General features: G+C 37.5%; 13 protein-coding genes. 7 read left to right on the top strand and 6 right to left on the bottom strand.

Annotated elements, in window-relative coordinates; genetic code table 11:
- Positions 1-42: 42 nt before the first annotated feature.
- Positions 43-1,341: an inosine/guanosine kinase gene (locus ACRXC1_RS08380; protein WP_433658009.1), complete on the top strand. Its 1,299-nt coding sequence runs from the start codon at positions 43-45 to the stop codon at positions 1,339-1,341.
- 11 nt (positions 1,342-1,352) lie between these two features.
- Here ACRXC1_RS08380 and pyrF read toward each other — a convergent pair whose 3' ends face one another.
- Genes pyrF through ACRXC1_RS08365 form a run of 3 tightly spaced genes read right to left on the bottom strand, consistent with a single transcriptional unit; the run spans position 1,353 to position 7,501 of the window.
- Positions 1,353-2,024 (bottom strand): orotidine-5'-phosphate decarboxylase, encoded by a 672-nt coding sequence (gene pyrF / locus ACRXC1_RS08375; RefSeq protein ID WP_433658007.1) that lies wholly within the window; start codon positions 2,022-2,024, stop codon positions 1,353-1,355.
- The gene (gene carB, locus ACRXC1_RS08370; RefSeq protein ID WP_433658005.1) at positions 2,017-6,465 is read right to left on the bottom strand and encodes a carbamoyl-phosphate synthase large subunit; all 4,449 of its coding nucleotides are present in this window, start codon (positions 6,463-6,465) and stop codon (positions 2,017-2,019) included. Before carB ends, pyrF begins: the two co-directional genes overlap by 8 nt.
- Complete coding sequence (locus tag ACRXC1_RS08365; RefSeq protein ID WP_433658003.1) at positions 6,443-7,501, bottom strand: aspartate carbamoyltransferase catalytic subunit; 1,059 nt, start codon at positions 7,499-7,501, stop codon at positions 6,443-6,445. The genes carB and ACRXC1_RS08365 overlap by 23 nt, the downstream gene beginning before the upstream one ends.
- 44 nt (positions 7,502-7,545) lie before the next feature.
- Here ACRXC1_RS08365 and ACRXC1_RS08360 point away from each other — a divergent pair, with 44 nt between their 5' ends.
- From ACRXC1_RS08360 to ACRXC1_RS08335, 6 genes are read left to right on the top strand one after another with little or no spacing between them, the layout of a single operon-like run.
- On the top strand, positions 7,546-8,583 hold the full coding sequence (locus ACRXC1_RS08360) for a hypothetical protein (protein ID WP_433658001.1): 1,038 nt from the start codon (positions 7,546-7,548) through the stop codon (positions 8,581-8,583).
- Between the two features lies 1 nt (position 8,584).
- On the top strand, positions 8,585-9,538 hold the full coding sequence (locus ACRXC1_RS08355) for an HAD-IIIA family hydrolase (RefSeq protein ID WP_433657999.1): 954 nt from the start codon (positions 8,585-8,587) through the stop codon (positions 9,536-9,538).
- A 33-nt stretch (positions 9,539-9,571) separates the two neighbouring features.
- Positions 9,572-9,988 (top strand): hypothetical protein, encoded by a 417-nt coding sequence (locus ACRXC1_RS08350; RefSeq protein ID WP_433657997.1) that lies wholly within the window; start codon positions 9,572-9,574, stop codon positions 9,986-9,988.
- A gap of 12 nt (positions 9,989-10,000) precedes the next feature.
- Positions 10,001-10,957 carry a lipoate--protein ligase gene (locus tag ACRXC1_RS08345; RefSeq protein WP_433657995.1) on the top strand — a complete coding sequence of 319 codons (957 nt, stop codon included), beginning with the start codon at positions 10,001-10,003 and terminating at the stop codon, positions 10,955-10,957.
- A 15-nt stretch (positions 10,958-10,972) separates the two neighbouring features.
- On the top strand, positions 10,973-11,320 hold the full coding sequence (locus tag ACRXC1_RS08340) for a Crp/Fnr family transcriptional regulator (RefSeq protein ID WP_433657993.1): 348 nt from the start codon (positions 10,973-10,975) through the stop codon (positions 11,318-11,320).
- A gap of 16 nt (positions 11,321-11,336) precedes the next feature.
- The gene (locus ACRXC1_RS08335) at positions 11,337-11,696 is read left to right on the top strand and encodes a Crp/Fnr family transcriptional regulator (RefSeq protein ID WP_392860521.1); all 360 of its coding nucleotides are present in this window, start codon (positions 11,337-11,339) and stop codon (positions 11,694-11,696) included.
- Here ACRXC1_RS08335 and ACRXC1_RS08330 read toward each other — a convergent pair.
- The 3 genes from ACRXC1_RS08330 to serB all read right to left on the bottom strand — a co-directional run bounded on the left by ACRXC1_RS08330 (position 11,693) and on the right by serB (position 13,902).
- Complete coding sequence (locus tag ACRXC1_RS08330; RefSeq protein WP_433657991.1) at positions 11,693-12,253, bottom strand: leucine-rich repeat domain-containing protein; 561 nt, start codon at positions 12,251-12,253, stop codon at positions 11,693-11,695. The two genes, ACRXC1_RS08335 and ACRXC1_RS08330, sit on opposite strands and share 4 nt — an antisense overlap.
- 29 nt (positions 12,254-12,282) lie before the next feature.
- The gene (panD, locus tag ACRXC1_RS08325; RefSeq protein ID WP_021267374.1) at positions 12,283-12,627 is read right to left on the bottom strand and encodes an aspartate 1-decarboxylase; all 345 of its coding nucleotides are present in this window, start codon (positions 12,625-12,627) and stop codon (positions 12,283-12,285) included.
- An 81-nt stretch (positions 12,628-12,708) separates the two neighbouring features.
- Positions 12,709-13,902 (bottom strand): phosphoserine phosphatase SerB, encoded by a 1,194-nt coding sequence (serB, locus tag ACRXC1_RS08320; protein ID WP_433657988.1) that lies wholly within the window; start codon positions 13,900-13,902, stop codon positions 12,709-12,711.

The raw sequence follows: 13,902 nt of genomic DNA, 5'->3' as shown, positions 1-13,902 counted from the left end.
AATCAAAATAGAATTTTTGACTACATTAGTTTAGGATTATTTATGAGATTTCCAGGTAAGAGAAGATCAAAGCATTACTTCCCAGTAAGTGCCAAGGGTCGACTTTCTTTTGAGACAGATTTTAACCGCAAAGAAAATGTTTATATCGTTGGTATCGATCAGCTTCTTGTTGATATTGAAATTGATGCTTCTTTTGAACTATTAGAAGAATTCAACCTTAAGGCCGGTGAGTCTTATGTACTATCTGATAAGGATGTTGAAGACCTTTATCAACGCTCATATGAAGAAGGGCGAATTCTTGGTCAATATGCTGGTGGCGCGGTTGGAAATACTTTACATAATTACTCGGTGTTGTCAGATGATCAGTCTTTTGCACTTGGAACAATTTGCGAAACGATAAAGGTTGGAGACTATGCCTTTAAATATATCTGCAGCACTTCTTCTAAAGTAGATTTTAGCTATCTTCAGCCATGTGCAGGTCAGATGGCCAGAGCAATGTGTTTGATTACTCCTGACAAGGAGAGAACCTTTGCTATTGGAAAGGGGATCATGAATCAGCTTACAGAAGAGTTTATTCCTGATGATCTTATTAAAAACTCAAGCGCCTTACTCGTGACGGCCTTTCTTTTAAGGGATCGTAATGCTCCTCTATATAAAGCAACTCTTAAGGCCGTAAGTATTGCCAAAGAAAATGATATACCTGTTGTTTTTGCTCTTGGGACAAGCTCTCTCATCGAAAGTGATAAAGATTTTTTCAAAAACTTTATTAGAGAAAATGTAAATGTCTTAGCAATGAATCGTGATGAGGCACAAGCATTACTTGGTATTGATGACCCGTTATTAATCGGAGAGTCGATTTTAGACCATACTGATTTAGCTCTTATTACTGATGGGGAAAGAGGTCTCTATATTGCTTCTTGGGCGTGTGAAACAAAGGCCCGTGAAACAAAAGATAAACTTCACTCTAAGTCGATTGAAAATTATAATAAACTTGAATACTCACGCTCTCAGTTAAAAGCCGATTGTAGTAGACCGGTTAAGATATATTCTCATATTAATCCATTTATGGGTGGACCTGAGAATATTGAAAATACAAATGGTGCAGGGGATGCAGCGCTTTCTGCAATCTTGCATGATATAGCGGCAAATGTTTATCATCAAAAACTGCTACCTCATTCGATTAAGCACGATGGTAAGTATTTAACGTATTCTTCAATTCACCAACTATGTAAGTATGCAAATCGCACCAGTTATGAAGTTCTAAAACAGAAATCTCCTAGACTCTCTCATAACCTTCCGGTTAAGGAGCAAAGTCTAGAAGAAAGTTATTGGGAAATGTAAGTATATTTTTTCTAAGGAAAGAGGTTTTCTCGTAAAACCTCTGGGTTCTTAGTAATAGGTCTTCCTACAACTAGATAATTTGCACCCGCTTTCATGGCCGCATCAGGTGTCATAACCCTTACTTGATCATCGTGATTATTATCAAGTCTAATCCCAGGTGTTACTTTGGTAAAACTTAGAGTATTACCTTCAAAATCTTTAACAATCTCTAAATCAAGTCCTGAACAGACTATTCCTCTTACACTTGAGGCAGCAACTTCGCTCAATAAGTTTTTTAATGCCTCCTTATGAGAGCGTCCCCAGATATTTGGTATTTCATCTTCTGAGTGTGAGGTAAGAATCGTTACTGCTAGTATTTCACAATTGGGGATGATTTTGGAAATACTCTCTTGTGCAAAATCTAACATCTTTCTTCCGCCGGTTGCATGAACTGTAAGAAAGCGAATATTTAGACCTTCAAGTGCCGCACAGGCCTTTGCTACAGTTGTTGGAATATCATGTAGTTTAAGGTCTAAAAATATTTGAACTTCAAATTTTTGTGTTAGTTCTTTTACAAAATCTTGTCCATAACGCAGATATAATTCTAGGCCTACTTTTACATTTTTAATTTGTGGATAAGCTGACAAGAGGTCGAAAACCTCCTGTCTATTCATACCGTCAAGGGCAACAAATGTTTTATCCATTTGTCATCTCCTGTAGACTTACTGGTGTTGACTTTGTTGAGTTGGCCGCGATGATCGCTTTACAGACGGCATTGATATTCTCAATTCTTGTGAAACAAGGAACCGCGTATTGGATTGCCGTATTACGGATGAATTCACCATCGGATTGAGATCGTCCTTGATTTAGTGGTGTATTTAGAACCATGGCCAGATCGTCATTTTTAATGGCCTCAAGCATGCCAATATTAGAAGCATCATCGGCCAGCTTGTCCACAAGAGTGGCCTTTATCGCACATTCTTTATTTAGAAAATTGTAGGTACCTTTTGTGGCAAAGAACTTAAAGCCTAAAGAGTCTAGCTGTTTAATATTTTGAATGAGTTGCTCATCATCTTTTCTCGCTAATGAAATGAGAACAGATTTCTTAGTAAGAAGGTCTGGGTAGTTTCCAAGATATGACTTAATCATAGCAAGGTCAGGGTTCTTGTCGATACCAAGTGTTTCACCAGTTGACCTCATTTTAGGGCCAAGAATAATTGAGTCTTGAACAAAGCGATCAAATGGGAAAGTCGATTGTTTAATGATTTTATAATCACTTTCAAAATTGTGATGGTTTTCTATTTCTTTACCAAGTAAGGCCTTCGTTGCAATGGCCGCAAGGTTGACGTCATAGGCCTTTGATAGGAATGGAATTGTTCTTGAACCTCTTGGGTTGGCCTCTATGCAGTAGATTTCGTCATTTTTAAGCGCAAATTGAAAATTAATCGGTCCCGTTATTTTCATTGTGTTGGCCATATCTGTTGCAAGTTTTCTCATTTTTTCAACGATCTCTGGACGTGCCTTTACCGGAGGTGAAATCATCCCTGAATCCCCTGAGTGAACGCCTGCATATTCAATATGCTCACAAATCGTGAAAACTGTATTTCCATCTTTATCACGAATAAGATCCACATCATATTCAAGTGCATTAGAGATATAATTTTCAACTTGAAATGCGATTGTATTTTCATGAAGTGATTTAAGAGTTTCTTCGGGAAGGTTTTCTAGATCTGCAGGCCCTTCAAAGATAAACATACTCTCTCCACCAATAACGTAACTTGGCCTGATTATCACTGGATAGCCAATTTCTGTAATAGTATTGATAAGATTCTTATAGCCTCTAACTTCCTTTGATGTTGTATGAGCAAGATCAATTTCTTTGGTCAAATGATCAAATCTCTTACGATCTTCAACACTGTCTAATAGTTCTAGGCTTGGACCTAGGAAGTTAAACTCTTGGTGTTTTGTTCTAAAAGGTGCTTCTAAGTGGGCACGGATATTTATTCCAGTTTGGCCACTAAAAGACGTGATGACATGATTTGGATTCTCAAAAGCAAGAATCTCGTAAAGGTCTTCAGAAAAAAGTGGTGTTAAATAAAGTCTGTCTGAACTGTCATAGTCGGTTGAGACTGTTTCTGGATTTGAGTTAAGAAGAATCGATTTAATTCCTTGCTCTTTTAATTCCATTGCGCTTTTAACACATGAATAGTCAAATTCAATTCCTTGACCTATGCGGTTTGGTCCTGAGCCAAAGATGGCACAACTCTCTTCTTCGATTCTTTGGACATCATTAAACTGTGTATAAGTTGAGTAGAAGTATGGAGTAAGGGCGTTGAACTCACCTGAGCATGTGTCTACAGCTTTAAAAACAGGCCTAATTCCTGATGTGATTCTCTTGTCTAGAATTTGTTCTTGGCTTTGCCCTGATAGAAGGGCAAGGTACTTATCTGAGAAACCTTGCTTTTTTAACTCATAAAGTTCTTCGTTATTATCTAAGATTTGGGTACTTTGTTTAAGCTTTAATTCCTTATCTAGAAAGCAAACCATTTGGTCAATGAACCATGGTGTAATGGCACTAACTTCGTGAATCTTTTGTGGAGTAATACCAAATCTTAATGCCTCTAGAACAGTTAGAAGAGATAGCTCTCTTTGATTCTTAAGTCTCTCAAGTAAGTAATCTTCAGTAATAGGATAAGGAGTTGTCTTGAGTTGTTCTAAACTTGGTATCTCTAGTCCTTGTTCAGTTGCTCTTAGTGCTTTCATAAAGGCTTCGTTGAAGCTTCCTCCTAGGGCGAGGACTTCACCGACAGAGCGCATTTGTGGGCCTAAAATTTGAGAGCTAGAAGGAAATTTATTAAATGGGAAAATTGGTATTTTGATTGCCACATAATCGAGTGTCGGTTCAAATGCCACCGGTGAGATACGTGTGATATCATTTAGAATTTCAAAGAGTGTTAGGCCAACCGCAAGGCCTGCAGATATTTTTGCAATAGGGTAGCCTGTGGCCTTGGAAGCTAGGGCCGAAGAGCGAGATACACGAGGGTTCATCTCAATGACAACAATATCATTCTCATCTTTTGGGTTTACGGCAAATTGCACATTGGCCCCTCCGGCCACGACATTCATGTGTTTTGCAATATTAAGAGACATTGTTCTTAGTTGTTGGTAGCAATGGTCTGAGATCGTTTGCGCAGGTGCAACCGTGATTGAGTCTCCGGTATGAATTCCACATGGGTCGACATTCTCGATTGAACAGATCACAACACCGCAACGATTTTTATCAACCATAACTTCGAGTTCTAACTCTTTCCAGCCTAGGAGTGACTTTTCCATTGTTATTGGGAATTTAATATCACTTGAAGACAGGGTTTTGGCGAGCTCTTCAAGGTTGTGAACAAGGGCCGCGCCTTTTCCTCCCAGTGCAAAGTCTCGTCTAATAATAAGCGGAAATTTTACTTGATTATCAGCTAGCTCTAATGCGTGTTCAAAGCTTTTGGCACTAAACCTCTTTCCTGATTTATAGCCCAATTTATCGAGTTCCTTTGCAAAGAGTTCGCGATCTTCTGTTTTCTCGATTGTGTCAATATTTGCACCTAAGAGTGCAACACCGTTATCTTTTAGGAAGTTTTCTTTTTCTAGATCAATACACATATTTAGTGCTGTTTGCCCTCCCATCGTGGAAAGAACGGCATCTACTTTTTCTTTTGCGATGATTTTTTTAATCGTCTCTTTTGTAATTGGTTCAATATAAGTACGGTGACTCATATCTTTATCAGTCATGATAGTGGCAGGATTTGAGTTTAGAAGAACAACTTCAAAGCCTAGCTCTCTTAGTGACTTAAGGGCCTGTGTTCCACTGTAGTCAAACTCTGATGCTTGGCCAATTTTTATAGGGCCGGATCCAATTAGTAGGATTTTCTTATATGGAGAGCTTAGTTTTCCTTCGTGATATTTTGGAAGCTCCTTAATTTCTTCAACTGAAATTTCTTTCGCACCATTTTTTAGAAAGTCTTTGATTTCGCTAAAAAAGACTGCAGCATCTTTTGGGCCAGGATTTGACTCTGGGTGAAATTGGACACTTCTAATTCGGGAGTCATAACTTCTTAGTCCCTCGAGTGAACGGTCAAATAGGGAAGTATATTCACAAAATAATTTTAATCCAAATTCATTCTCTAGTCTTTTCTTCTCAAATGATTCTTTTTCAATAGCGTAGCCATGGTTTTGACTTGTGATAAGTAGGTCTTGGTTATAGTGTGAATAAACTGGGTGGTTGGCCCCTCGTTGTCCAAAAGGAAGCTTGATCGTTTCCATTTCACAGGCCAGGCCAATTAGTTGGTGGCCAAGACAAATTCCGCGAATTGGAATTTCTGTTCTTAGCAACTCTTTTACAGTTTTGATCTCTTGCGTATAGAGCTTTGGATCTCCTGGCCCATTTGATAAAAAGACCATCCTTGGTCTATAATCCTCAACTTCATGTGCTGGCGTATTATGTGGTACAACCACAAGTGGGTGTCCTAAATTTTTTAAGTAATCAACAATGGCCTTTTTGATTCCGTAGTCGATGACAACGATTGGATTCTCTCCACTAGTGATAATTTTCTTTTCCTTAGATGACACTTTTGAGAGATCATTACATTGAAGTTCATGCATGGAAAAGTCTGGTGCCTGTTCTGATGTTGTAATGAGGCAACGATGATCCTTGGATTTACAAGATAGGTACTTCGTAAGTGCTCTTGTGTCCACATCACTAATTAGGGGGAGCTCGCAATTTTCTAGGAATCTATTATATGAGAAATTTCTTGCGATTAAACTTGCTGCGTATGGTTTGTTTGAGTTTAGGCCTTGAGAAACTTCTTCGTTAAAATCATAATTCCCAACATGGGCAGTTGTGTAGATAATATGTTGGCCGAGAAATGATGGATCTGTGGCCGTTTCTTGATAACCTGTCATTCCTGTCGTAAAGGCCGCTTCTCCAAATATACCATTTTGTAGACGAGGGTCGTTTTTGTGGAGATTTATATAGGCTTTGAAAATTGTTTGATCTGGAAAATGAAGGAAAATAGGAGTCGTTTTAAGAGATTTTTGAAAGAGTAATTCTTGAGATTGAGATAGGAATGCATGCCTATCTAAATTTGCTTTCGTCATTTTCCGTCAGTCCTTTTAGTGCAGAGATTTTATTATAGCGAGCACCGATTTTAGTGTCGCCATTAGTTATCATGGCCTCGATTATTGCCATGCGAATATAAATTGAATTTTCTACTTGTTTATGGGCCATCCAAAGATCTGAATTAACTATTTCGCTGTCTACTTCAATTCCAATATTGGCAGGTCCTGGATGGAAGATTGGAGCGACTTTTCCAACACTTAAAAGGCGCTCAACATTTATTCCCCATTGTTGATTATATGTCGACATATCAAAGCTTTCTTCATGTCGTTCATTTTGAATTCTTAGTAGATAAATTGCATCTGAGTTTTTTAATGTTTCTTCGAGATCATCACTCAATTTGATGAGATGATTTGAAGGTAAGTGAGAAGGCATAAACTCTTTTGGCCCACACAGAGTTATTTCCATTCCAAATAGTGGTAAGAGATCCATCAGTGAATGAGTAACTCTTGAATGTGTGCAGTCACCAACGATACAGATTTTTTTCCCGGCCAGCTCACCTTTGAAATATTCTTTGAGAGTAAATAAGTCCAAGAGAGCCTGTGTCGGGTGTTGATTAGTCCCATCACCACCATTAATAATTTTAATCGGTGGGTAGTCCTTAAATTGTTCCAGTAGTCTCGTCTCTGTCGTGCGTACAATACAAATATCTATTCCTTGATAGAAGAGAGTTAGTAGTGTCTGCTCCAGTGATTCACCTTTCTTTAGCGATGATTTCTCGGCGTCAAAATTGATATGGATCCCTTCAAGCTTTTTGATGGCCATTTCAAATGATAATTTTGTTCTAGTAGAGTTCTCAAGAAAAGATGTTGCGACTGAAATTTTTCTTTTAAGGGGAAGTCTGGCCGGGGAACCTAATTTAAGTTCCTGGGCGCGGTGGAGGAGTTGCTCAACTTGCTCGCGGTTTAAATCTTCTATTCCTTCCAGAATAGATGGAAATCCAATCATGACATTCCAGTAGTGTTGAGATACATTTATTGAAGAAAGAATAATAAAGAGAAACTCACTTGGCCACAAAAAAAATGATATTTTTTTATGTGGTATCGAGTTAAGGAAATTAAGTGTCTAAAAGCTCAGGCAAGAACCAATTCATTAATAATTTCAAAGAAATTCATAATCGCACCCAACTTGAAGCTTTGAAAAATGAGATCAAAGGGAATCTCTTCGAATTTCTCGTTGCTAAAGAGATTTCTGTTTTAAACAAGATTGAAGCTAATTTTCTAAAGAATATTGATCATGAACTTTTGAAAATGATGCGTGAATATGAAAGTTGGTTAAGGCTTCATGCTCGTACTCTTTTGGGTGAGTTGCCGAAGCTTGCTAGGGAAATGGCCTGCTCGATTAATGACAATATTAAGGGAAGTATCACGAATATTACAGTTGTAGGGAAATTGAGTGACCACCTTATTAAGTCTCAATTACATGAAGCGGATATTGTCGCACAGGTTCTCTATAATGGTGAAGCACGTATCATTCCTATCAGTTTAAAACTGGTTAAGAGCGGGGCCAATATTACAACAAAGTCGGCCGGGGCCAAGAGTATTTTCCAAAAGTACTTTAAATCCTATTCTGATATTGATTTCACTCAGCACACTTTAAATGAGTATATTGATCAAGAGTTTTCTCATTTTAATAAGAAACTCTACGAGCGCTATGATTTAGAATACTGTGGCCGCTTTGATTCACAGTGGGAAATGACTCAATTACCAGGCGAATTAGAAGGTGCGGACCGTGAGGATTTATTTGAGCTTTATCGAAGTCTTATTAAGCACTATCACAATATATTTACGGGACTACTTGAAAAAGATAAGGATAAATTTATTTCTTCCTTATTGCCACTAATGGGCCTTGGAAATAAAGATGTTGTTCAGGGTATATGTTTTTATAAACACAACACATATAAGTTAGATTTTTGTCATGTTGTCAATTATGCTCAGGCCGCTAATATTTCAATTTGTGAGCTCAATCCAGAGATTTCATCTTTTAATATTGAAATTGAAAAAGATAAGTTACAGATTCGTGTAAAGCCTATGAATAAATTCACGGCCCCATCGTATAAGATTAATTGTTCGATGAAATTTGATTACAAAAAGGATTAATATGTTTGATATCGTTCTATGCCAAAGAGATCTTGAAGAAATAAAAAAATGCTTTGGCGGCACTAGTAACTTTGAAATTCATGAGTTTGAAGGGGACTCTCAATTGAGAGGATTCTTAAATGATGGGAAAACAGTTCTTTTAATTACAACTAAAAGTAGTGTGAAGCCAGACTTATTTAATCTCTATCAGATGCCAAAAAATGGTAATTGTGAATACTATTATTTGTCTAAGTTAAACCTCAATGGAGATGAGCTCGAAGCATGTGAGAAGTACTTTCCAGAAGTAAGAGATATTTCTGTATGTGCAGATTACTATAGTGCAGGTGGAGTCTTTTATATTGATCAAATCGATCCGGTAGGTATGCCTAATTTTACGAAAGAAGTTATGCCTGTTCTAAATCGCTACTTTAGCGTAGATGATTATAAAGAAGCCTTGTTTTTAGATCGCGATGGTGTTTTAAATATTGATCACTCGTATGTTCATAAGACTTCTGAGTTAGAGCTCGTCGCTGGTGCTTATGAGTTTCTCTTAGATGACTATAATAAGAAAAGACTTAAAGTCGTTCTCACTAATCAGTCAGGTGTCTCAAAGGGAATGTTTGAATACACTGATGTCGAAAAATTTAATGCAGCTTTAAATGAATCACTTCATCATTTAATCGATGCTTTCTATATCGCTCCGTTTGAGTTCACTAAAGGTGTTGGCCAGTATAAGTATCACTCTCTTTTAAGAAAGCCCCATCCTGGTATGCTTCTAGAGGCATGTTTTGATTTCGCTATCGATCTAAAAAAATCATATATGGTAGGGGATAAAATTAGTGATCAACTTAATTTTCCTCTTCTTGAAACGATTCATCTTAAGAATCGCTATCCACTCGATGGCGTGAAGTATTTGGCGTCTAATTTTGAAGAAGTATTAAAATTTGCTAAGTCGTTGCCAAATAAGACAAATTGAGTCAAAATAGCAACTATGTAAAAGGAATTACATATGAAAGCAATAGACTCGATGGGCCTAGTGAAATTAACTTTAATTTTTGCCCTTTTTATAACATTTTTTACTTCTAATACTTTTGCTCGTCCTCTTTTGAGTTCTGAACTAGAGCTATCTCGTCAGTTAGATTCTCTTAGAGAGCAAAGTAGAGAATATATCTCTAATATAAGTTCTCGAACTAATGTGAAGGAACTTCCTATATCAAAATACCTTTCTTTTGTTATCTTAAAAAATGGTTGTGCACCATTAGAGCAAACGATTGAAGAAATAGAACTTCAAGATGAGTCCTTTCCTGATCAAAGTAAAGGGCTACACGAGAAGCTTAAGCTCTGTCGAAAATCAACGCGTGCTCTTAAGGAATTTGATGTAAGTGAGATTGACTCTAGTGTTACTCAGCGATTAAGTGAGGAATGATAAATTCAACTCATGAACTCTCATTCAATTAAATTCTACTATATTCACTCAATAAACCCTTATGTTAATTTGGCGTTTGAAGATTATCTCTTTCGTAAGCATCAATTAGAAAATAGTCAGGAGCAAATTCTCATTCTCTGGAAGAGCGCTCCAAGTATTGTTATGGGAAAGTTTCAAAACCCATGGCTAGAGTGTCAGGTAAAGAAGATCAGAGAGCTAGGGATTAATCTGGTTAGAAGGCAAAGTGGTGGCGGATGTGTTTATCACGATCTTGGGAATATGAATTACTCATTCATTAGTCCAAAGTCTTCTTATGATAAATCCAAGAATGCATCCATTATAGTTGATGGACTTAAGTCATTAGGGATTAATGCTTTTGAGAATCAGCGCCATGACCTTAGACTTCTTTATCATGATGTTGATTATAAGATCTCTGGTTGTGCTTTTAAAGAAACGAAGCACAGTGCCCTTCATCATGGCACGCTCCTTATTGATGCTAATCTAAACCAATTAAATGAGCTGCTTCGTTCAAAACTCACTGCTGAAGCTGCAATGGGTGTAAAGTCCGTTCCTTCAAAAGTGATAAACTTAAAAGAAGTTAGTGCTGATATTACTGAATCCCTAATTGTTGACTCTATTAAGCACTCCTTTGAAGTAAGCTATAATGCTAAGAGTGATTCCTTTGAGTTAACGGAACAGGAGATTTGCTCTACTGAATCTTTAATGGAGAAGATTCAAGCTAATATGAGTTGGGAGTGGATCTATGGGGCAACACCTAAATTCTCTTTCAAATGCGGGCAATACTTGGTTACTGCCAAGTATGCTAAAATCATCGCCTGTGGGCCAGAAAATCCTTCTTTGATTGATCTAATTGTCGACAAGGATTATTATTTAACTAGACACGATCTTAAGTTGACTGAACAGCAGAGTGAATTTGTCGAGCAATGTCATCGTATTCTCTTTGTTTAAACACTCGGAGCTCAAATGAGAGAAACAATTCATATTATTCCCGGAGAGGCCATTATCAACGAAGGCGAAGACAGCAATTGTATGTATCTCTTGAAAGAGGGAACCTTAGCTGTTTTTAAGAATGTAGATGGTAAAGATAAGCAAATTGGAACGATTTATAGTGGTGAGTTTGTAGGTGAAGTAAGCTTTCTTGATAAGAGAGAGCGTTGTGCTACAGTGAAGGCCATTACGGATTGTGAACTTGAAATTTTTGATGCTCAGAAGTTTAATGAGTTCATTGAATCAAGGCCTAAGTGGTTACAGAGTATGATGAAGACTCTGGCCGATAGGCTTCGATCGACTAATGAAAAAATAAAAGTATAATGAAGAGGTTTTAAAGATGAGCAGTCCAACAAATTTATTCATTAATGCTGACCAGTATCTTATTCGCGAAGGGGATGAGAGTACTGAAGTTTATATCCTAGAAGAGGGAACTCTTGGTGTCTTTAAAGTTAGAAACGATCAGGAAGTTAAGATAGGAACGATCTTTCCTGGAGAATTAGTTGGTGAGATGAGCTTCTTTGATGGTGGCCCTCGCTGTGCTACGATTAAGGCCCTGACAAATTCTAAACTAATCGTTATCCCTTCGGTGAAATTCGAAACGTATCTAAGTAAGCAGCCTAAATGGTTTCGAAATCTTCTAGAAACTTTAATCGATCGCATTCGTAAGGCCTCTAGTCGAATTAGGCCAGAAGTTTAGCTATTTTTTAATTTTCTAAAATTGTAGAGATTCTCATCTGAAATCATATTATGATCACACGATAGATGGTGAAGACTCTCTAGATTTGCTAAGACTCGAGGAACTTCTTGGAATTGATTATTATCGATATTTAGTCGCTTGAGGCATGTAAGCCACTCAAACTCATTTGGGAGAGTTTCTAATTGGTTATTTTGTAACTCAAGAGACTCGAGACCGCTTTGTTCACAACACCAATTTGGAATTGTATTAAGGTTACAATTTGCTAGTTGGAGGATCTTTAATTTTTGAAGATCACTTGCTGCCATTTCGTGAAGATCACTTAGGCCTTTAAGCTTTAAAACGACAAGATCTTGAGCATTTTTAAGAGTTAGGATGCACTGTCCATGTATCCCATCAGCATAAATATAGAGCTTCTTTAAAGCAGTGAGTTCGCTGCAGTCGACTTTTATATGACATGTGTGCTTAGCAGAGATTTCAAGTGTTTCTAGTTTAGAATATTCAGCAATATCCTTGCTGGCATCGAAAATATCCTGCTTTTTACTTAGCTTGATCAACATGCCACTATTGTAGCATAAGCTTTAAAAATTTAGAGATATTGAATAAACTTATTATTCTTATCGACTAAGATTTGTTTTGGCCTGATATCTTTTTGATCAGTCATTTGAAAGCCGATAATGATAACTTCATGACCTACGTTGATAAGGTGGGCCGCTGCTCCATTTAGGCAGATCTCTCCTGAACCACGCTCACCTTTGATAACATAAGTTTCAAGTCGTGCTCCATTTGTATTAGAGACGATGAGAACCTTTTGTCCTGGCCATAAGTCTACTAGTTCTAATAGCTCTTCATCAATCGTGATCGAGCCGATATAGTTTAGGTCGGCCTGTGTAACCACGGCCTTGTGAATTTTTGATTGTAACATTTCACGCATAAGAGCTTTTTATCAAATTAGTCTTGGCCCGCCAATGAAAAATTAAGCTTTTGTTAACTCGTTCACTACTTTTGACAATACTTATTGTTTTGATTCAGGTCCTGGTATGCCTAAAAAGTACAAGATTGATGTCATTGGCCCATGACTCATGTGATTTTGGGCATTTTTGCGCACGATGTCTTTAGCGTGGAAAGCGATACCTAGTCCGGCCTGTGCTAGCATTGGCAGATCATTTGCACCGTCTCCAATGGCAACAACTTGTTCAAGTGAGATATTTTCTTGCTGTGCAATTAAGTTAACGAGAACCGCCTTCTGGTCTGCGTTGATAATGGTACCCTTTACGCGACCAGTAAGTTCTCCACCTTCAATCTCTAATTCGTTAGCAAAGGCGTAGTCTAGATCTAATTTTTCTTTTAGATGATTAGCAAAGTAAGTGAAACCTCCAGAGATGACGGCAACCTTATAACCATATTTTTTTACTGTACGTATAAAGTCTTCAACTCCATCTGTAAGTGGAAGCTTCAAGGAAATATCTTGGAGAGTTTTCTCACTTAAACCTTTAAGGTGAGAGACTCTTTCAATTAGAGATTGATTAAAGTCGATTTCTCCATTCATGGCCCTTTCGGTGATCTCTGAAACCTTGGCCCCTATGCCGTGAACCTTGGCAAGCTCGTCAATAACTTCGGCCTGAATAAGAGTTGAGTCCATATCAAAGACAATCAGCCTCTTTGATCTTCTAAAGACGTCATCACGAATAAAGGCAATATCTGTATGATGATCATTACTTATATTTAGTAGATCAGATTTTACTTTATTTAAAGCGACCTTCTCTGGAACATCTGTTAGAACTTCAAGAGAGTTAAAGCCTTCTTTGGATACATTATCAATACGATAAATATTTATTCCGTTGATGGCCAAGCATTGGGCAACATCTGAGATGAAGTCTGCTGAGATCTTCTTAGGTGCGACGCAATTTAGAATAAAGCTATTATATGGTGTTTTGTAGGTTGTCTCTTTACCGATAATTGAATACTCAAGCTTGAGCCCCATCTCGTGTGCAGTAAAGAGTAGTTCTTTTAAAACATTTTGATTTTCATTTTTCTCTTTTCCCACTTTGATGACAAAAGAAAGTGAAAGTAAATTATGTGTGATGGCCTGGTTAATATCTGTTATGTCTGTTTTATTGTCACTGATAACCTTCATCAGACTTGCAGTAATACCAGGGCGGTCTTGTCCTGAAACAGTAATAATGATTTCTTTTAAGCTATCTTCCAT

The organism is Halobacteriovorax sp. GFR8 (assembly GCF_050955245.1).
Classification (GTDB): domain Bacteria; phylum Bdellovibrionota; class Bacteriovoracia; order Bacteriovoracales; family Bacteriovoracaceae; genus Halobacteriovorax_A.
The sequence above is the reverse complement of the archived record's forward strand: the minus strand, read 5'-3'. Positions and strand labels throughout refer to the sequence as shown.